This window comes from Pseudochelatococcus sp. B33 (genome assembly GCF_053570585.1).
On record NZ_JBSEFH010000002.1, the window covers coordinates 257763 to 277404 of the forward strand.

Sequence of the window (19642 nt, forward strand, 5' to 3'; positions counted from 1 at the left end):
ATGGTGCACCGCGGCTCTTCCCGCATATTGTATCGCCTTTATCGAATGTTTGCCGTGCTTCCCGCGCCGGGGTACGGCTCGCGCATACCGGCGCGCAGGGTCGGCCCGTCCGGGCCGGTGACCCGTAACGATGGATGGAGTGCAGGATATGACGCAGGCAAACGATTCCCTGAATGATCGGATCGCGCTGGCCGCGAAAATCGTTGACGAGCAGCTTGCCGCGGCCCGGCGGGTCGGCTCCAACCTGTCTGAGGCAAGCCGGACCATCGCGACCACGCACACCAGCGAAGCCATCGACCGCTTCACGCGCCGCCAGGAGGCGCTCGCCTCGATCAACCCGCTCGACCTCGCCAAGAACTGGGCCGACTACCTCGTGGACACGGCCGAGCGCTCCGTGCTCTATCTCGACATCCTGCGCCAGCGCGGCAACAACTATCTCGCCCATGAGGCGGCGGGCATGCCCCCGGTGCTCGATTTCGAGTACGAGACCATCATCGACGGCCGTTCGCTGGCACGCCCGGTCAACTACTCGCTGCTGCGCATCCTGCCGCCGGCCGGCGTCACCGTGGACGACGAGAAGCGTCCCTTCGTGGTGATCGACCCGCGCGCCGGCCACGGCGCCGGTATCGGCGGCATGAAGCCCGTCAGCCAGGTGGGCGTGGCGCTGCACGCGGGCCATCCCTGCTACTTCGTCGTGTTCCGCCCGCGCCCCGAGCCCGGCCAGACCCTCGCGGACGTCACCGAAGCCGAGGGCCTGTTCCTGAACGAGATCGCCGAGCGCCACCCGAAGGCCCCGCGCCCCGTCGTGGTCGGCAACTGCCAGGGCGGCTGGGCCAGCATGCTGCTCGCCTCCTCGAACCCGGAAAAGACCGGCGCCGTCGCCATCTCCGGCGCGCCGCTGTCCTACTGGTCGGGCAAGGAAGGCGGCAGCCCGATGCGCTATTCGGGCGGCCTCAACGGCGGCGTGGTCCCGGCGCTGTTCTCGTCGGACCTCGGCAACGGCCTGTTCGACGGCTCGGCCCTGGTGACCAACTTCGAGAACATGAGCCCCGGCAATACCTGGTGGAAGAAGTATTACAACCTCTATGCCAAGGTCGACACCGAGGGCCCGCGCTTCCTTGAGTTCGAGCGCTGGTGGTCCGGCTTCTTCTTCATGAACGAGGCCGAGATCCGCTGGATCGTCGAGGACCTGTTCATCGGCAACAAGCTCGGCCAGGGCATCTCCAAGCTCGGCCACAAGAGCGTCGACCTGCGCGACATCGCCTGCCCGGTGATCGTGTTCGCCTCGGTGGGCGACAACATCACCCCGCCGCAGCAGGCGCTCGACTGGATCGTCGACCTCTACGGCACGACCGAGAACATCAAGGCGCGCGGCCAGCGCATCATCTACATCATCCACCAGTCGATCGGCCACCTCGGCATCTTCGTGTCGGCGAAGGTCGCCGGCCGCGAGCACAGCGCCATCTCCGACACCATCGAGGCCATCGAGGCGCTGGCGCCCGGCCTCTACGAGCTGGTGCTGGAGGACGGCAAGGACCGCCTGCATATCAGCCTTGAGCCGCGCACCATCGACGACATCAAGGCGCTCGATGACGGTGTGGACGAGAACGCTTCCTTCGCGGCCGTGGCCCGCCTGTCGGAGTTCGGCGCGCAGCTCTACGAGCTGACCCTGCGCCCGCTCGTCCGCTCGCTGGTGACGCCGCAGAGCGCGGACCAGTACTTCAAGTCGGCGTGGCCGCGCGTGCAGCGCGTCGCGGTCTCCGACCAGAACCCGCTCGTCGCGCCCATCGCCGGCCTCGCCGAGCAGGTGCGCCAGAACCGTCATCCGGCCGCCGCGGACAATCCGTTCGTCGCGCTGCAGAACGTGTGGGCCGACGCGATCGAGAACACGCTCGACGCGTTCCGCGATGTCGGCGATGCGGCCAAGGAACTGGCCTTCATCTCGATCTACAGCACGCCCTGGATGCAGTACATCGGCAACGAGGAGCTGCGCCGCCGCGCTGCCCTGAGCGATAACAACGAAGTGGACCTGCGCGCCCGCACCGAGGTGCAGCAGATCCTCGCCAACATCGACCGGGGCGGCTTCTCGGAAGGCGTCGTGCGCATCCTGATCTTCCTGGCGAAGGCCCGCGGCGGCGCCGTGCGCCGTACCCGCCTCGCCCGCTCGGCCCAGGTGCTGACCCGGACGGCGCCCTTCGACACGCTGAGCGAGCCGGCCCGCGCCCGCCTCATCCACGAGCAGAGCGTCATCGTCGAGCTCGAACCCGAGCAGGCACTCGCCACCCTGCCGGACCTCATCAAGGACCCGGCCGAGCGCAAGCGCGCCATCGACCTCGCCGTCGAGATCGCGGGCCCGACCCGCGAGGAGATCGACCCCAACGCGCTCGTCAAGCTGCAGGAGATCGAGGCGACCTTCGCGGCGGCGCAGCACGCCAAGCCCGTGGCCGTCGCCGCGGCGGAGTGAAGACCGCTTCCCCGGGGCGCTTCGGGGACCCTTCCCCTCAAGCGCCCGCTGGGACCTTTCCCAAGGAGATTGAACGATGTCGGACAACGCAACCGTTCGCAACACGACCTGGGACGAGTTGAAGGTCGGCGACGAGGCCTCCGTGGAGCGCACGGCTTCCGCGCAGGACTTCTACCTGTTCGCCCATGTCACGGGCAACATCAACCCGGCCAACCTGCCGGGCAACGAGGAGGCCGAGCCGTTCGCGCCCTCCATGTGGATCGGTTCGCTCATCTCGGCGGTGCTCGGCAACCGCCTGCCGGGGCCGGGCACGCTCTACCGCCTGCAGAACCTCGTTTTCCATGAGCGCGTACGCATCGGCGACAAGCTCGTCGCCCATGCCCGCGTCACGGAAAAGGGCGAGAAGCCGCTGGCGAGGTTCGAGACCCGCGTGACCAAGGCCGACGGCACCCTCGTCGCCGAGGGCACCGCCGAGGTCGAGGCGCCGCTCGCCACCATCGAGGCGGACGCCCGCGCGCTGCCGGAACTGATCCTCGACGAGCACGACCACTTCGGCAAGCTCGTGGACGTCGCGGCGGGGCTGCCGCCGCTGCCGACCGCCGTGGTGTCGCCCGACGATCACAACTCGCTGGGCGGAGCGGTGCTCTCGGCGCAGAAGGGCCTGATCGTCCCGATCCTGATCGGCGAGCGCCCGGCCATCGAGAAGGCCGCCGCGGAACTTGGCGCCGACATCAGCGGCTACCAGATCATCGAGGTCGAGGGCCATTCGGCCGCGGCGGCCAAGGCTGTGGCGCTGGTCCATGCCGGCGAGGCGCGCGCCATCATGAAGGGCAACATCCACTCGGACGAGCTGCTCGCCCAGGTGGTGAAGCGCGACGGCGGCCTGCGGTCCTCGCGGCGCATCAGCCACACCTTCGTGCTCGACGTGCCGACCCTCGACCATCTGCTGTTCATCTCGGACGCGGCCATCAACATCGCGCCCGATCTCCTGACCAAGGTCGACATCACCCAGAACGCCATCGACCTCGCCATCGCCTGCGGCCTGAAGCAGCCGCGTGTGGGCGTGCTGTCGGCGGTGGAGACGGTCAATGTCAACATCCCCTCGACGATGGATGCCGCGATCCTGTCCAAGATGGCCGACCGCGGCCAGATCAAGGGCGCCATCGTCGACGGGCCGCTCGCCATGGACAACGCCATGGACACCGAGGCGGCGCGTACCAAGGGCATCACGTCGCTGGTGGCGGGCCAGGCCGATGTCCTGATCGTGCCCAACCTCGAGGCGGGCAACATGCTGGCCAAGGAGCTGACCTTCGTCGGCCGCGCCGAGGCCGCCGGCCTCGTGCTCGGCGCCAAGGCGCCGGTGATGCTGACGAGCCGCGCCGACAACGACCGCGCGCGTCTGGCCTCGGCTGCGCTCGCCCAGCTCTACGACTACTGGCGCCGCAACGGCCGCGCGTTCGAGCCGGGCGCCGACACGGCGCTCGCCAACGCCGCCGAATGATCCTCAAAGGGCCGGCTCGACCAAGCCGGCCCTTTCCGTCCGCCGTCCGGTTTTCCTGAAGGAATGACTTCATGTCCAAGACCCTTATCGTGCTGAACGCGGGATCGTCCTCGATCAAGTTCGTGGTGTTCGATGTCACCGAAGGCAAGCCGGTCAATCTGGCGAACGGCCAGATTGAGGGGCTTGGCGCCTCTGTCACCCGCTTCTCCGCCAAGGACGGCGAGGGCCAGTCGCTGGGCGAGCGCGACTTCGACAAGGTGAGCGGTGCGATCGAGAACCACGCCCAGGCCGTCGATGTGATCCTCAGGTGGATCGAGGACACGTTCCCCGGTTCCGAGGTGGTCGCCGTCGGCCACCGCGTCGTGCACGGCGGCGTGCGCTTCACCAAGCCGGTGCTGGTCACGGATGACGTGGTCGCCGGGCTGGCGGAGCTGACGCCGCTCGCGCCGCTGCACCAGCCGCACAACGTCGCCGGCATCCGCGCCGCGCAGCACGCCTTCCCCGGTGTGCCGCAGGTGGCGGTGTTCGACACCTCGTTCCACCGCGGCCACGCCTTCGTCAACGACACCTTCGCCATTCCGCGCGAGTACTACAACGAGGGCGTCCGCCGCTACGGCTTCCACGGCGTGTCCTATGAATACGTGACCCGCCGCCTGAAGCAGATCGCCCCGCTCGACGCGGAAGGCCGAGTGATCATCGCGCATCTGGGCAACGGCGCCTCCATGTGCGCCGTGCGCTACGGCCATTCCATCGCCTCCACGATGGGCTTCTCGGCCCTCGACGGCCTGCCGATGGGCACCCGCTGCGGCAACCTCGATGCCGGCGTGCTGCTCTATCTGCTCGACCAGAAGGGGCTGAACTCGTCGCAGATCCGCGAGATCCTGTACTCGCAGTCGGGCCTGCTCGGCCTTTCCGGCATCTCGCAGGACATGCGCGAACTGGAGGCGTCCGACAAGCGCGAGGCGCGCGAGGCCATCGATTACTTCGTGAATCGTGTGCGCCGCGAAGTGGGCGCGCTCTCGGCGGCGCTCGACGGCCTCGACGCCGTCGTGTTCTGCGGCGGTATCGGCGAGAACTCCTGGCGCGTGCGCGAGCGCGTGCTGCAGGGCCTGCAATGGATCGGCATCGACCTCGACGAGGAGGCGAACCACCGCAACGCCCGCCTCATCTCCTCGCCGCTGTCGCGCGTGCGCGTCTACATCGTGCGCACCAACGAGGGGCTGATGATCGCCGAGCACACGCTCACCGTCCTCGGCCTCGCCAGCCCGGAGATCCAGGCGTTCTCCAAGGACGGCGAGCCGGCCCACCACGCGGCCGAGTGAACCGGAACCGCTCACAGAGACGATGGAGGAGCGGGCCGGGCGCCCGCTCCTTCCGTTTCCCGGTTATGGAAAAGTGATGCTCATTCGAAGGGATAGAGATCGGGACGGCTTGTCGGCGACTGGTTGTCCCGATCGATCCAGTCCCTGAGCATCCTGCGCGCCTCTTCGCGGTGCTCGGGCTTGATCGCCCCCGCGATCGTCCCGAACACGGCGGCGAGCACGGCGATGTCATCCGAAAATCCGATCAGCGGCAGGATGTCGGGCACGGCGTCGAGGGGCAGGATGAAGTAGCCGAGTGCGGCGAGCAGCAGGTAGCGCACCCGCGGCGGGGTGGAGGGGTCCTTCACGCACAGGTAGGCGGCGACCAGATCCTCCGCGAACGGCAGGTTGTTGGCGACGCGCTTCAGCGCCTTCCAGAATTTGCGCGATATGCTGTCCTCGTCACGCGCGGCGCGGCGCATGGCGTCCATCTCCTCCCTGGTCAGAAGTCGGGCCAGAAGCTCGGCCATGATCGTCATCTCTCCTTCACGGACGGAACACGTCCCCGTCGCGATATGGTGACGGCCGCCGCGGCCGGCAAGCGCTGCGCCGGCTGCCAGGTATTACGGCGCCGGATTGCTGTTCAACTGGTGGATGGCGTCGATCCGCTCCTCGATCTCGGGCGTGATGGCGATCTCGGCCGCGTCGATGTCGGCCTTCAACTGCGCGATCGACGTCGCGCCGATGATCGTCGAGGCGACGAAGGGCCGGCTGTGCACGAAGGCGATGGCGAATTGCGCCGGATCGAACCCGAGTTCCGCCGCGAGGTCCACATAGGCGTTGATGGCCGTCTCGGCGCCGGGCTTCTCATAGCGCTGCATGCGGTTGTACAGCCGTTTGCGGGAGCCTTCGGGCAGCGCGCCGTCGCGATATTTACCGGTGAGATAGCCCTGGGCCAGCGGCGAATAGGCCAGCAGGCCGACCTTCTCCCGCACCGCGATTTCGGCGAGCCCGGTCTCGAAGACCCGGTTGACGAGCGAGTACGCGTTCTGGATCGACTGGACGCGGGCCTGACGCCGCACGCTGGCATGATGCAGGAAGGTCATCAATCCCCAGGGCGATTCGTTGGACACGCCGATGTAGCGCACCTTGCCGGACTTCACGAGATCGTCGAGCGCGTCGAGGATTTCGGGGATCGGATTTTCGCGGACGGTGTTGCTCGTATCGCGAAAGATGGTCGGGACCGAGCCGAAGGTCGAAACGGCGCGATCGGGAAAATGAAGCTGGTACAGGTCGATATAGTCGGTCTGCAGCCGCTTCAGGCTTTTTTCCACCGCCTCCGATATCTGCTTGCGGTTGAGCTCGGTGGGCGACCCGTCATCGCGGAACCAGGTGTTCTGCGAGCGCCCCGCCACCTTGGTGGCGATGACAACCTTGTCGCGGTTGCGCCGCTCCCGGAGCCAGTTGCCGATGATGCGCTCGGTGCTGCCCTGGGTCTCGGGCTTGGGCGGCGTCGAATACATCTCGGCGGTGTCGAGGAAGTTGATGCCACGCTCCAGCGCGTAGTCGAGCTGGGCGTGTCCTTCGGCCTCGGTGTTCTGATCGCCCCAGGTCATGGTGCCGAGCGTGATGCTGGGAATGGTCAGGTCCGTGCGGCCAAGCTTGCGATAGACGATCGACATGTCAACTCCGGCGATTGGTGGCGTGGCTCAGGTGGCTCATTGGGCGGGAGGAAGGCTGGCAATGAAGCGCTCGACGGTGGGCAGGATACGCTCCACGATGACCCCGACCCCGGCCGCATTGGGATGCAGGCCGTCGGGCAGGACGTGGTCCGAATTTCCAGCTACTCCATCGAGAAAGAATGGATAAAGCACGAGATCGTGCCTGCTGGCAAGGTCGGTGTAGATGCCCTCGAAACGGCGCGCGTAGTCCTCCCCCAGATTGGGCGCGGCGCGCATGCCGGCGAGCAGCACGGCGATGCCGCGTTCCTTCAGCCGCGTGACGATGGCGTCGAGCGCCTTCTCGGTGACGGCGGGATCGACGCCGCGCAGCATGTCGTTGGCCCCGAGCTCCAGGATGACCGCGCGCGTGCCCTCGGGCACCGACCAGTCGAGGCGCGCGAGGCCGCCGCTCGCGGTATCGCCGGACACCCCGGCGTTGGCGATCGCGACATCGTGTCCGCGCGCCTTGAGGGCCGCCTCCAGCAGCACCGGGAAGGCGGCCGTCTGCGGCAGGGCGTATCCGGCCGTGAGGCTGTCGCCGAACGCGACGATGCGCAGCGGCTCGGCCGAGGCCGGGCGCGGTATGGCGGCGAGGATCATGAGGGCCAATCCCAGAAGCAGGGCCAAGGGCCCGGCGGGGATTGTCGTCCGCGCGGCCGCGGGCTGCTCACGATGATGTTTGCGCAATATCTGTCCAAAGAGCAGTCCGAACACGTGAACCTCCTTGCTGCGGCCGCGTTGTGCCGTCAACATGGCGGTATCGGTCCGCAATTGCAAAGCAGCCAGAAAGTCAGACACGCTCATGACATCCTTCCCTCCGGCCGATGTTTCCGCGTTGGGCGACGACACCTCCCGGCCCGCGGGCGGCGACCCGGAGCCCATGGTGAAACTGCGCTCCGTGCGTCTTGGCCTCGGCCGCGGGCCGGCGCGGGTCGAGGCGCTGAAGGGCGTGTCGCTCGACGTCGCGCACGGCGAGGCGGTGGGCCTGGTGGGGCCGTCGGGGTCCGGCAAGTCGAGCCTGCTAATGACGCTCGCGGGGCTGGAGCGGGTGGATTCGGGCAAGGTCTTCGTCAACGGCTTCGACATCACCGACCTCGACGAGGACCAGCTGGCGCGCTTTCGGGGCAAGTACATCGGCATCGTGTTCCAGTCGTTCCATCTGGTGCCGACGATGACGGCGCTGGAGAACGTCGCGCTGCCGCTGGAGCTCGCCGGCGCCTCCGACCCGCTCGCCAGGGCGGGCCGCGCGCTGGAGCGGGTGGGACTGAAGGGCAGGCTCGGCCATTATCCGGCGCAGCTGTCGGGCGGTGAGCAGCAGCGCGTCGCCATCGCCCGCGCGGTCGTCGGCAAGCCGCCGCTGATCGTCGCCGACGAGCCGACCGGCAACCTCGACGAGGACACCGGCCGCGCCATCGTCGACCTGCTGTTCTCGCTGCGGCGCGACGAGGGGGCGACGCTGGTGCTCGTCACCCACGATCCGGTGCTCGCCGCGCGCTGCGACCGCACCGTGCGCCTGCGGTCGGGGCTGATCGAGACCGCCCCGGCCACACAGGCGCAACCCGCATGAGCCGGCCGCTCGCCCTCGTGCTGCGGCTGGCGCTTCGCGACATGCGCGGCGGCTTGAGCGGCTTCGGCATCTTCCTCGCCTGCATCGCGCTCGGCGTAGCGGCCATCGCCGGCGTGGGCTCGGTGGCGCGCTCGCTGACCGAGGGGCTGGCGCGCGAGGGCCGTGCCATCCTGGGCGGCGACGTGGCCGTGACGCTCACACAGCGCGAGGCGACGGCGCCGGAGCTGGCGTTCCTGCGCGCGGAAAGCGGGGGGCCGGGCGCGCTGTCGCACGTCACCGACCTGCGCGCCATGGCGGTGGCGGCGAACGGCGAGGCCGCGCTCGTGGAGGTGAAGGCGGTCGACGATGCCTATCCGCTGGTCGGCGTGCTCGCGACCGTGCCGGCGCTCGACCGTCCGCCGCTGTTCGGCCAGACGGGAGGGCGCTTCGGCGCGGTCGCCGACCCGGCGCTGCTGGCGCGGCTCGGGCTCGGCGTGGGCGAGGAGGTGCGCCTCGGCGCGCTGACGCTGACGATCCGCGCCGAACTCGACTCCGAGCCCGACAAGGTCGGGGCCGGCATCGGCTTCGGCCCACGCCTCATGATCTCCGGCGAGGCGCTGGCGCGCACCGGGCTGGTGCAGCCGGGCAGCATCGTGCAGCATTCCTATCGGCTCGTCCTGCCCGATGGAGCGTCCGATGCCGCCCTGCAGCGCTTTTCCGAACGCGCCGCCGCCGCCTTCCCCGACGACGGCTGGCGCATCCGCAACCGGCAGGACGCCGCGCCGCAGCTGCAGCGGCGCATCGAGCAGTTCACCCAGTATCTGACGCTCGTCGGCATGGCGGCGCTGCTCGTCGGCGGCGTCGGCGTGGCGAACGCGGTGCGCGGCTTCGTCGACCGTCGGCGCACCACCATGGCCACCCTCAAGGCGGTGGGCGCGTCGGGCGGCGTCGCGGTCGCGGTGGCGCTGGCCGAGGTGATGCTGATCGCCGCTCTCGGCATCGCCGGGGGGCTGGTGCTCGGCGCGCTGATGCCCTTCGTGGTGGCGTGGCTCGGGCAGGACCTGCTGCCGCTGCCCATCGCGCCCCGGCTCGCGCCCATGGAGTTGCTGGCGGCCGCCGTCTACGGCGCACTGACCGCGCTCGCCTTCTCGCTCGGGCCGGTCGGGCGCGTGCACGACGTGCCGGTGGCGGCGCTGTTCCGCGACCATGTCGAGGTGGCGGACATCCGCCCGCGCCGGCGCTACCGTCTCGCGGCGCTGGCGGCGGGGGCGCTGCTCGTCGTCGTGGCGCTGGCGCTCGCCCATGACGTGCGCGTGGCGGCGGTGTTCCTGCTGGCGGCGGCCGGGGCGTTCCTGCTGCTGCGGCTCGTGGCGCTCGGGCTGATGCGCGCCGCCCGCGCGCTGCCGCACCCGCCGGGCCCGACATGGCGGCTGGCGCTCGCCAACCTGCACCGGCCCGGCGCGCTCACGCCCGCGCTGGTGCTCTCGCTGGGGCTCGGCGTGACGCTGGTGGTGACGCTCTCCCTCATCGATGCCGGCCTGCGGCGTGAGCTGACCCGCTCGCTGCCCGAGCGCGCGCCGGCTTTCTTCTTCCTCGATGTGCAGGCGAACGAGGCCGAGGCCTTCGAGGCCTATCTGCGCGAGGCCGTGCCCGGCGGCGCCGTCGAGCGCGTGCCGATGATGCGCGGCCGCATCGTCTCGCTCAGGGGTATCCGCGCCCAGGACTATCCATCGCCCGAGGAGGTCGCCTGGGTGCTGGAGGGCGACCGGGGCATCACCTTCGCCGACGCGCCGCCGGCGGGCAGCGCCGTTCTCGCCGGCGAGTGGTGGCCCGCCGGCTACAGCGGCCCGCCGCTGGTGTCCTTCGACGCCGAGATCGCCCGCCGGCTCGGCCTTGCTGTCGGCGACACGGTGGTCGTCAACGTGCTGGGGCGCGAGATCGCGGTGACCATCGCCAATCTGCGGTCGGTGGAATGGCGCACGCTCGGCATCAATTTCGTCATGGTGTTCTCGCCCAACACCTTCGCCGGCGCACCCTATACCGTGCTCGCCACGCTGACGGAGCCGCCGGGGGCGGAGCCGGCGCGCAATCTGTCGCTGATCCGCGAGATCGCAGCCCGCTTCCCGGCCGTTTCCAGCGTGCGGGTACGGGACGTGCTGGCGGCGGTCAACGAGATGGCGGGACAGCTTGCGGTCGCGATCGCGGCGGCGAGCGCGGTGGCGCTGATCGCGAGCGCCCTGGTGCTCGGCGGCGCGCTCGCCGCCGCGCACCGGGCGCGGCTCTACGATGCCGTGATCCTGAAGACGCTCGGCGCGACCCGCGCCCGGCTGCTCGGCGCCTACGCGCTCGAATACGGGATCATCGCGCTCGTTTCCGCCGCGGTCGGCTTCGCCGCCGGTGCCGCCGCTGCGGCGGTGATCATGACGCAGGTGATGCGCCTGCCGGCCACTTTCGTGGCCGGGCCCGCGCTCGTCGCGGCGTTCCTCGCGGTCGCCGTCGCGGTCGCGCTGGCGCTCGCCGGCACCTGGCGGGTGCTCGCCCAGCGCCCAGCGCCCTACCTGCGCGAGCAGTAGGGCAGCGAGGTGAACCGGCCACATGAACGGCTTGTAACCTCAATTGTCTTGTATCGAAGCCCGATGCGGACCATATTACCTTGGACGTTCGCATCGGCGGACGATTGATTGACGCATCAGACTTTGCCGAGAAACGCTCTTTTCGGTTTGATGCTTTGGTTTCGGGGGAGAATGTCATGTCGGATTGGAACCGCAATGCGCCGGCCTACGGGCATGGTGCGGCCCGGGCTGGCAGCGCGGAGCTCGATCAGGGCCTGCGCGCTTTCATGCTCGGCGTGTACAACAACATGGTGCTTGGCCTTGCCATCACCGGGCTCGCCTCGCTCGGCGTGTTTCTGGCGGCCGTCACCAGCGATCCCGCCGCCGCCGTGGCGAACGTGGGCGGGGGCCTGTTCCTGACGCAGTTCGGCTACGCGCTGTTCGCCACGCCGCTCAAGTGGGTCGCGATCCTCGCGCCGCTGGCGATGGTGTTCTTCATCAGCTTCCGCATCGAGCGGATGCAGGCCGGCACGGCGCGGGCGCTGTTCCTCGTCTATGCCGCGCTGATGGGCGTATCGATCTCGTCGATCTTTCTCGTCTACACACAGGCCTCGATCGTGCAGGTGTTCTTCATCACGGCCGCCGCTTTCGGCGCGCTGAGCCTCTACGGCTATACGACGAAGCGCAACCTGTCGGGCATGGGCTCGTTCCTGGTGATGGGCCTGTTCGGGCTGATCATCGCCATGGTTGTGAACCTGTTCCTGCAGTCGAGCGGCCTCCAGTTCGTGCTCTCGATCCTCGGCGTGCTGATCTTCGCCGGCCTTACCGCCTGGGACACGCAGCGCATCAAGGAGATGTACTACGAGCTCGACGGCGGCGAGGTGGCAATGAAGAAGTCGGTGCTGGGCGCGCTGAGCCTGTACCTGAACTTCATCAACATGTTCCTGTTCCTGCTGCAGCTCTTCGGCCAGCAGCGCAACTGACGGGCGAGGGCGCAAGACGCCCCGTGACGTGACGGACCCCGGCGGCGACGCCGGGGTTTTTCATTGCCGGAGTGTTTTTCAGAGCATTCCTCCTTTTCGTTGAAACGGAGGAATGCTCTGTCTCTTTAGTTTTTGCGCAATTCCGGACGCAAAACCGGTTCTCACTGTTGCTGGAATTGCTTTAGCGCACGATCTTCAGCGGCTTGTCGAGCACGGCGAGCACGCGCGCGAGATCGCCGCCGCGTTTCAGGATGAGGCCCGAAGCCGCCACTGCAGCGTATTCGCCCTGCTTGCGGGCGAGGCGCGGCGTCTTCTCGATCCGGTAGAGCGGCACTTCGGACGAGCGGCGGTACACCGAGAAGATGGCCTGATCGCGCAGGAAATCCATGGCGTAGTCGCGCCATTCGCCCGCGGCCACCTTGCGGCCGTAGAGCCCGAAGATGAGCCGCAGTTCGCCCTGGCTGAAGGTGACGGGGCCCGGCTGGCCGTGCCCCTGCTGCGCGGAAGCCTGCGGGGCAGGGGCGTGATCGCCCGCCCGGGGTAACGGGCGCGCGATCGGGATGACCGCAGCCCGCGACGTCTCGTGACGGCGCGCGTCGGGCCCACGGAAGCCCCCTGCAAGCGACCCTGTGCTCTGCTCGGGATCTCCGCTTCCCGCCTCGCTCAAACCGCTCTCCCACCATTGACGATGCCCGTCGCATCAATGTCATGATGGCCGTCGCGGATGCGGGATGCAAGTCCCCGGCGGCCCTGTGACCAGTTCAAAAGCCGCTGGTGCGGCATTTTCAGGGGGAAATGTCTTGAGAATACCATCCAGCAGTCGCCGGATCGCCGTCATGTGGCCGCAATCCTCGGCAAAATAGCAATCGTCATCTGGATGGTCCGGTGGTTCGGGGCGTCGAATTTCATAGCCCCCCAGCCCCATCGACGTTTCGGCCTCCGGGCTATCCAGATGCGGATTTCCTCCAGGATGCTTGTTCGGTTGCGTAGCATGCCGCCAACCCGATCCGGATTACCGGGTCGGAGCTTGGCGCGCATGTGTTTTGGCGTGCGCGCTCCACGCCGCCGGGCCGTCTCTCCCCTCCTCCGGTAATGAAATGGAAGCCATAGGGCGGTATCGGCCGCCAACGTGTCTGGAAAATCGGCAGGAATCGTCGGGGACTGCTTTTTTTATGATCAGGGTATGGCAGAATGCGCACCCGACGACATGGATGTCGCCGGGCGCGCGCTTGTCCGTCGGATGAACCCATCCGATCGATCGGAATTCGCCCAGAACCAATCAATCGCGGAGCCGGATCCGGCTCCGGCACGAGGGATCTGTCGGTCGTGGCCAAAGATACGACGGCATGATTGTATCGGGAGAAAGCTGTGGCGGGAGACGACTTAATTGCGCGCATCGGGCGCGCGCTGGCCGAACGCGGGGACGCGGTTCCGGGCTGGTTTGCGGAAGCGTTGCTGGGGCAGGTGGCGGAGGAGGATCTCGTCGTCCACTCCGATGCGTTCCTGGCGGCGCGGGTCGAGGAGGCGTTCGCTTGGCTGAACGAGGCGCGCCGGCGCGGCGAACCGCGCATCCGCCTCGTCGATCCCCCGGCCGAAGAGGAGGACGCCCGCACGGTCACGGTCGTCGAGGTCGTCAACGACAACATGCCGTTCCTGCTCGATTCGACGCTGGCCGCCGTTATCGAGCTCGGCTTCGAGACGCTGCTGATCGCCCACCCGATCCTCGATGTCGAGCGCGACGGAGCGGGTGCGGTCAAGGCGCTGCATGGCGAGGCGGGGGCGCTGGCGCCGGCACCCGGCGTCAGCCGCGAAAGCCTCATCCACCTTCACCTGCCCCGCATCCACGATCCGGACCGGCGCGAGCGCCTCGTGGAGGAACTCGCGCACGTCTACGCCGACGTGGCGAGCGCGGTCTCGGACTGGCCGGCGATGCGCGCGCGGCTCATCGAGGCGGTGGGGAGCCTGCGGGTGACACCCTCGCCCCTCGACGCCGAGACGGTCAACGAGTCCGCCGCGTTCCTGCAATGGCTCGCGGACGACAACTTCACCATCCTCGGCATCCGCGAGTACCGCTTCCAGGCGGAAAGCGTGGCCGATCCGGTGGAGGGCACGGGGCTCGGGATCCTGCGCGACCCGACCATGCGCGTCCTGCGGCGCGGGCGCGACCTCGTCGTCGTGACACCGGAAATCCGCGAGTTCCTGCAGAAGCCGGTGGCGCTGATCATCACCAAGGCGAACGTCAGGTCGCGCGTGCACCGGCGCGTGCACCTCGACTATGTCGGCGTCAAGCTGTTCGACTACACGGGCGAGGTCGTGGGCGAGCTGCGCCTCGTCGGCCTGTTCACCGGCAACGCCTATACCCAGTCCACCACGACGATCCCCTATCTGCGCCAGAAGGTGGCGCAGATCGTGCGCCGCGCCGAGTTCGACCCGGCGAGCTATTCCGGCCGCTCGCTGCTGCACGTGCTCGAGGACTATCCGCGCGACGAACTGTTCCAGATCGACGTCGATACGCTGTTCGGCTTCGTCCAGGACATCATGCGGCTCACCGAGCGCCCGCGCGTGCGCGTGCTGGCGCGCCCCGACGAGTTCGGCCGCTTCGTCTCCGTGCTCGTCTATCTGCCGAAGGACCGCTACGACACCGACGTGCAGGGCGAGATCAGCGCCTTCCTGACGCGGCTCTATCAGGGCCGGCTGTCGGCGATCTATCCCTCCTTTCCCGAAGGGCCGCTGGCGCGCATCCATTTCATCATCGGCCGCGACGAGGGCGATACGCCGGCCATCGACCGCGCGACGCTGGAGGCGGGCATCCAGGAGCGCATCCGCACCTGGGGCGACGCGCTGGGCGAGGCCTTCGGCCGCCATGTCGGCGGCGACAGGGGCCGGCAGCTCGCCACCACCTACGCGCGGGCGTTCGGCGGCGCCTACCGTGAGGCGTTCTCGGGCGAGGAGGTCATCGCCGATATCGCCGTCATCGAGCAGCTCGGGCCGGATCATCCGCGCGCGGTGAAGCTCTATCGCCGGGCGGGCGACCCGGAGAGCCGCGCGGCGCTGAAAGTATACTCGCGCTCCGCGCCCACATCCCTGTCCGAGCGCGTGCCGCTCCTCGAAAAACTCGGCTTCCGGGTCGTCAACGAGCGTACCTACCGGGTCGTGCCGCGCGGTGCGGGGGACGAGGGCCGCGTATGGCTGCACGACATGACGCTTGAGCGCGCCGGCGGGGGGCCGATCAACGTCGAACGCGCCAAGCCGGATCTCGAGGCGGCGCTCATGGCGCTGTTCGAGGGACAGGCGGAATCGGACGGCTTCAACGCGCTGGTGCTGGAGGCCGGGCTCGGGTGGCGCGAGGCGGCGATCCTGCGCGCCTACGGCCGCTATCTGCGGCAGATCGGCGTGCCCTTCGGCCAGGAATATCTGGCCCAGACGCTGGCGGGCCATCCGGACATCGCCACGCGGCTGGTGGCGCTGATCAACGCCCGCTTCGATCCCGGTGTCGACGGCGATCGCGAAGGCGACCGGACCTTGCGCGAGAAGGCGGTGAAGGACGAGATCGAGGAGCGCCTGCAGGGGGTGTCGAGCCTCGACGAGGACCGCATCCTGCGCCGCTTCGTCAACCTGATCGAGGCGACGCTGCGCACCAACATCTTCCAGCGCGACGGGGCCGGAAACCCGCGCGCCACCGTCGCGTTCAAGTTCGAGTGCGCGAAGGTGGAAGGGCTGCCCAAGCCCGCGCCGCTCTACGAGATCTTCGTCTATTCGCCACGCGTCGAAGGCGTGCATCTGCGCTTCGGCAAGGTGGCGCGCGGCGGCCTGCGCTGGTCCGACCGGCCGCAGGATTTTCGCACCGAGGTGCTGGGGCTCGTGAAGGCGCAGCAGGTGAAGAACGCCGTGATCGTGCCCGTGGGCGCCAAAGGCGGCTTCGTCCCCAAGCGCCTGCCGCCGGCCTCCGACCGCGCGGCGTGGCTGGAGGAGGGACGCGGCGCCTACCGCGTGTTCATCGCGAGCCTCCTCGACCTTACCGACAACCGCAGCGGAACCGATATCGTGCCCCCCGCCCGCACGGTCCGCCACGACGGCGACGACCCCTATCTCGTCGTTGCCGCTGACAAGGGCACGGCGACCTTCTCGGATCTCGCCAACGAGATCTCGCTGGAGCATGGCCACTGGCTCGGCGACGCCTTTGCCTCCGGTGGCGGCCACGGCTACGACCACAAGGGCATGGGGATCACCGCGCGCGGCGCGTGGGAGGCGGTCAAGCGCCACTTCCGCGAGGTCGATATCGACATCCAGACGACGCCCGTGACGGTGGTGGGCGTGGGCGACATGTCCGGCGACGTGTTCGGCAACGGCATGCTGCTGTCGAAGGCGCTGAAGCTCGTCGCCGCCTTCGACCACCGCGACATCTTCCTCGATCCCGATCCCGATCCCGTCACCGCCTGGGCGGAGCGCAGGCGCCTCTTCGAGCTGCCGCGATCGAGCTGGCAGGACTACGACCGGGGGCTGATCTCCACCGGCGGCGGCGTGTTCTCGCGCGCCGCCAAGACCATCCCGCTGTCCGAGCAGGTGCGGGTGCGGCTCGGCATCAGCAAGGCGGAGCTGACGCCCCACGAACTGATCTCGGCCATCCTCAAGGCCCCGGTCGACCTGCTGTGGTTCGGCGGCATCGGCACCTACATCCGCGGCTCCGACGAGGCGGACGAGCGGGTGGGCGACCGCGCCAACGACGCGGTGCGCATCGGCGGCCGCGACGTGCGGGCGCGGGTGATCGGCGAGGGCGCGAACCTCGGCGTCACCCAGCTCGGCCGCATCGAGGCGGCGCGCAAGGGCGTGCGCATCAACACCGACGCCATCGACAACTCGGCCGGTGTGAACACGTCGGACATCGAGGTGAACCTCAAGATCGCGCTCAGCATCCCCGAGCACGACGGGCGGCTGTCGCAGGACGACCGCAACGCGCTGCTGGCGAAGCTCACGCCCGACGTGGCGCGCCTCGTGCTCACCGCCAACTACGAGCAGCCGCGCGCGATCTCGCTCGTCGAGCTGCGCGGGGCGGAGGAGGTCGGCTACGCGCGCCGGCTCATCAACGTGCTGGAGGGGGCGGGGCGCCTCGACCGGGCGCTCGAATACCTGCCGGACGACGCCGAGCTCGCGGCGCGCGAGAAACGCGGCGAGGGGTTGTCGCGGCCGGAGGTCGCGGTGCTGCTCGCCTATTCGAAGCTCGCGCTCTACGACGCCATCCTGGACTCGCCGGTGCCGGACGACCCCTCCATGGCGCGCGAGCTCGAGCAGTATTTCCCGGAGGAGCTCGCCGAGCGCTTCCCCGATGCCATCGACCATCACCGGCTGCGGCGCGAGATCATCGCGACGCGCCTCTCGAACGCCATCATCAACCACGCCGGGCCGAGCATCGTCACCCGGGTGGCGGACCAGACGGGCGCCAGCGCGCAGACGCTGGCGGCGGCGTTCGGCACGGTGTGGTCGGCCTTCGGGCTTGCGGAACTCGTGGCCGGCATCGACGCGCTCGACGGGCGCATCGGCCAGCAAGGGGGGCAGCTCGCCGGCGCGACGCAACTGTCGCTCTACGCCGAGCTGCAGGACCAGCTCACCAACCTCGTCGTATGGTTCAGCCGCAATGTCGATTTCACGGCCGAGGGCATCGAGGCGGTCGTCGCGCGCTATCGGGCCGGGGTTCTCGACGTGGGCGGCGTGCTCGACCGTTCTCCCGTGAGCGCGGTGCGGGACGGGCGGGTGGAGGCGCTGCGCGCGCTCAACGTGCCCGACGACGTGGCGGTGCGGCTCGCGCGCCTCTCCGCGCTGGTGGAGACGCCGGACATCGTGCGCGCCGCCGCCCGCACGCAGCGGCCCGTGAGCGACGTGGCGGCCGCGCACTTCGCCCTTGCCGACGTGTTCGGTTTCCAGGATCTGGCGGAGGCGGCGCGCGACATTACCCCGGCCGACTATTACGACCGCCTGGCGCTCGACCGCGCCGTCAGGGCGCTCGACGATGCCCACAGCCGCCTCACGACGGAGGTCGTCACGGCGGGCGACGGCCTGGGCGCAACGGCGGTCGATGCCTGGGTGAGCGCCCGCGCCGACGATGTGGAGCGCATCAAGAAGGCCGTGGACACCATCCGCGCCTCCGGCCTGACGCTGTCGAAGATCATCGTCGCCGCAAGTCTCGTCGGCGATCTCGCGCGCGGATAGCGCAGCGCGCAGAAAAGTGGCACCACTTTTCCTCGCCAAAGCAATGCGCGGACCCGGCCGGGCCCGCGCTTTTTCGTCTTGTCTGATTCTCCTTGAGCTTTGTGCAAAGGGAATATACAAGAGCTTATGAGCATTCTGGATGGTGTCCAGAACATCGACGCGGCGCGCGTGACGGCCGCATGAACTTCCAGCCCCAGGGAAACCCAATTGGACAAACAGTCTGATCTCGCAACGCCGTATTACCTGATAGACAAGGCGAAACTTCTTCGCAATATGGAAGTAATAGCCAATCTTCGCGAGCGCTCCGGTGCTAAAGCTTTGCTGGCTCTGAAGTGCTTCGCGACATGGTCGGTGTTCGATCTGATGCGCCAGTATATGGACGGCACCACGTCCTCCTCGCTTTACGAGGTGAAGCTCGGCCGGGAGAAATTCGGCGGCGAAACGCATGCCTACAGCGTGGCTTACGCCGATGGCGAGATCGACGAGGTGCTGGCGCAGGCCGACAAGATCATCTTCAATTCCGCCGGCCAGCTGGCGCGGTTCGGCGCGCGGGCGCAGGCGCGCGGCGTGGTGCGGGGCCTCAGGGTCAATCCGGGCGTCAGCAGCTCCGATTTCGCGCTCGCCGACCCCGCGCGCCCGTTCAGCCGGCTGGGCGAGTGGGACGACGAGCGGATCGCGGCCGTCATCGGCGACGTGTCCGGCTTCATGATCCACAACAACTGCGAGAACAGCGATTTCGCCCTGTTCGACAGCCTGTTGTCGCAGATCGAGGTGCGCTTCGGCCAATTCCTGCAGCGGCTCGACTGGGTGAGCCTGGGCGGCGGCATCCACTTCACCGGCGAGGGCTATCCGGTGGACGTCTTCGCCGATCGCCTCAAGGCGTTTGCGGACCGTTTCGGCGTGCAGGTCTATCTGGAGCCGGGGGAGGCCGCGATCACCAACAGCACCACGCTGGAAGTGACGGTGCTCGATACGCTCTACAACGGCAAGCATCTCGCCATCGTCGACAGCTCAGTCGAGGCGCATATGCTCGATCTGCTGATCTATCGCCTCAGCGCCAAGATGAAGCCGAATAACGGGCAGCATCAATACATGGTCTGCGGCAAGTCATGCCTCGCCGGCGATATCTTCGGCGAGTTCTCCTTCGACGCGCCGCTCAAGGTCGGCGACCGGCTGTCGTTCGAGGACGCCGCCGGCTACACGATGGTCAAGAAGAACTGGTTCAACGGCGTGAAGATGCCGTCCATTGCAATTCGCCAGTTGAACGGCGATATAGAACTCGTGAAAGAGTTCACCTACGGCGACTATGTCGCCAGTCTGTCTTGATACAATTGACTACGATCCTCACTCATACATGGAGAACCCCGCGT

The 19642-nt window shown here is 68.4% G+C and carries 12 protein-coding genes; 8 read left to right on the forward strand and 4 right to left on the reverse strand.

Annotated features, from left to right (window positions below):
* The first annotated feature begins 148 nt into the window (after nucleotides 1-148).
* The 3 genes from ACUSIJ_RS03025 (at nucleotide 149) to ACUSIJ_RS03035 (ending at nucleotide 5287) form a co-directional block, all read left to right on the forward strand.
* Nucleotides 149-2464, forward strand: coding sequence for a DUF3141 domain-containing protein (locus ACUSIJ_RS03025; protein ID WP_449306878.1), 2316 nt, complete (start codon nucleotides 149-151; stop codon nucleotides 2462-2464).
* Nucleotides 2465-2540: 76 nt separating this feature from the next.
* On the forward strand, nucleotides 2541-3965 hold the full coding sequence (locus ACUSIJ_RS03030; RefSeq protein ID WP_449306879.1) for a bifunctional enoyl-CoA hydratase/phosphate acetyltransferase: 1425 nt from the start codon (nucleotides 2541-2543) through the stop codon (nucleotides 3963-3965).
* A gap of 71 nt (nucleotides 3966-4036) precedes the next feature.
* Nucleotides 4037-5287 (forward strand): acetate/propionate family kinase, encoded by a 1251-nt coding sequence (locus ACUSIJ_RS03035; protein WP_449306880.1) that lies wholly within the window; start codon nucleotides 4037-4039, stop codon nucleotides 5285-5287.
* A gap of 80 nt (nucleotides 5288-5367) precedes the next feature.
* On the opposite strand, the gene ACUSIJ_RS03040 is transcribed toward ACUSIJ_RS03035, so the two are convergent.
* From ACUSIJ_RS03040 to ACUSIJ_RS03050, 3 genes are all read right to left on the reverse strand, one after another.
* Nucleotides 5368-5796, reverse strand: coding sequence for a YkvA family protein (locus ACUSIJ_RS03040; RefSeq protein WP_449306881.1), 429 nt, complete (start codon nucleotides 5794-5796; stop codon nucleotides 5368-5370).
* A 93-nt stretch (nucleotides 5797-5889) separates the two neighbouring features.
* Entirely contained in the window at nucleotides 5890-6942 is a 1053-nt protein-coding gene (locus ACUSIJ_RS03045; RefSeq protein WP_449306992.1) for an aldo/keto reductase, read from the reverse strand.
* 42 nt (nucleotides 6943-6984) lie between these two features.
* Nucleotides 6985-7587: an arylesterase gene (locus tag ACUSIJ_RS03050; protein ID WP_449306993.1), complete on the reverse strand. Its 603-nt coding sequence runs from the start codon at nucleotides 7585-7587 to the stop codon at nucleotides 6985-6987.
* Nucleotides 7588-7867: 280 nt separating this feature from the next.
* Here ACUSIJ_RS03050 and ACUSIJ_RS03055 point away from each other — a divergent pair, with 280 nt between their 5' ends.
* The 3 genes from ACUSIJ_RS03055 (at nucleotide 7868) to ACUSIJ_RS03065 (ending at nucleotide 12068) form a co-directional block, all read left to right on the forward strand.
* Complete coding sequence (locus ACUSIJ_RS03055; RefSeq protein ID WP_449306994.1) at nucleotides 7868-8554, forward strand: ABC transporter ATP-binding protein; 687 nt, start codon at nucleotides 7868-7870, stop codon at nucleotides 8552-8554.
* Entirely contained in the window at nucleotides 8551-11106 is a 2556-nt protein-coding gene (locus tag ACUSIJ_RS03060) for an ABC transporter permease (protein WP_449306882.1), read from the forward strand. Before ACUSIJ_RS03055 ends, ACUSIJ_RS03060 begins: the two co-directional genes overlap by 4 nt.
* Before the next feature lie 176 nt (nucleotides 11107-11282).
* Nucleotides 11283-12068 carry a Bax inhibitor-1/YccA family protein gene (locus tag ACUSIJ_RS03065; protein ID WP_449306883.1) on the forward strand — a complete coding sequence of 262 codons (786 nt, stop codon included), beginning with the start codon at nucleotides 11283-11285 and terminating at the stop codon, nucleotides 12066-12068.
* Between the two features lie 181 nt (nucleotides 12069-12249).
* Here the strand turns inward: ACUSIJ_RS03065 and ACUSIJ_RS03070 are convergent, their stop codons facing one another.
* Complete coding sequence (locus ACUSIJ_RS03070; RefSeq protein WP_449306995.1) at nucleotides 12250-12630, reverse strand: DUF2794 domain-containing protein; 381 nt, start codon at nucleotides 12628-12630, stop codon at nucleotides 12250-12252.
* An 806-nt stretch (nucleotides 12631-13436) separates the two neighbouring features.
* Between ACUSIJ_RS03070 and ACUSIJ_RS03075 the strand changes: the two genes are divergently transcribed.
* Both ACUSIJ_RS03075 and nspC read left to right on the forward strand, forming a co-directional pair.
* On the forward strand, nucleotides 13437-18272 hold the full coding sequence (locus ACUSIJ_RS03075; RefSeq protein WP_449306884.1) for an NAD-glutamate dehydrogenase: 4836 nt from the start codon (nucleotides 13437-13439) through the stop codon (nucleotides 18270-18272).
* Between the two features lie 207 nt (nucleotides 18273-18479).
* On the forward strand, nucleotides 18480-19598 hold the full coding sequence (nspC, locus tag ACUSIJ_RS03080) for a carboxynorspermidine decarboxylase (protein WP_449306885.1): 1119 nt from the start codon (nucleotides 18480-18482) through the stop codon (nucleotides 19596-19598).
* Nucleotides 19599-19642: the final 44 nt, after the last annotated feature.

What these genes read in the sequence shown, in the direction of transcription:
- ACUSIJ_RS03065 (WP_449306883.1), top strand. Translation starts at nt 11,283, where the DNA reads ATGTCGGATTGGAACCGCAATGCGCCGGCCTACGGGCATGGTGCGGCC.
- ACUSIJ_RS03025 (WP_449306878.1), top strand. Translation starts at nt 149, where the DNA reads ATGACGCAGGCAAACGATTCCCTGAATGATCGGATCGCGCTGGCCGCG.
- ACUSIJ_RS03030 (WP_449306879.1), top strand. Translation starts at nt 2,541, where the DNA reads ATGTCGGACAACGCAACCGTTCGCAACACGACCTGGGACGAGTTGAAG.
- ACUSIJ_RS03040 (WP_449306881.1), bottom strand. Translation starts at nt 5,796, where the DNA reads ATGGCCGAGCTTCTGGCCCGACTTCTGACCAGGGAGGAGATGGACGCC.
- ACUSIJ_RS03060 (WP_449306882.1), top strand. Translation starts at nt 8,551, where the DNA reads ATGAGCCGGCCGCTCGCCCTCGTGCTGCGGCTGGCGCTTCGCGACATG.
- ACUSIJ_RS03035 (WP_449306880.1), top strand. Translation starts at nt 4,037, where the DNA reads ATGTCCAAGACCCTTATCGTGCTGAACGCGGGATCGTCCTCGATCAAG.
- ACUSIJ_RS03050 (WP_449306993.1), bottom strand. Translation starts at nt 7,587, where the DNA reads ATGATCCTCGCCGCCATACCGCGCCCGGCCTCGGCCGAGCCGCTGCGC.
- ACUSIJ_RS03055 (WP_449306994.1), top strand. Translation starts at nt 7,868, where the DNA reads ATGGTGAAACTGCGCTCCGTGCGTCTTGGCCTCGGCCGCGGGCCGGCG.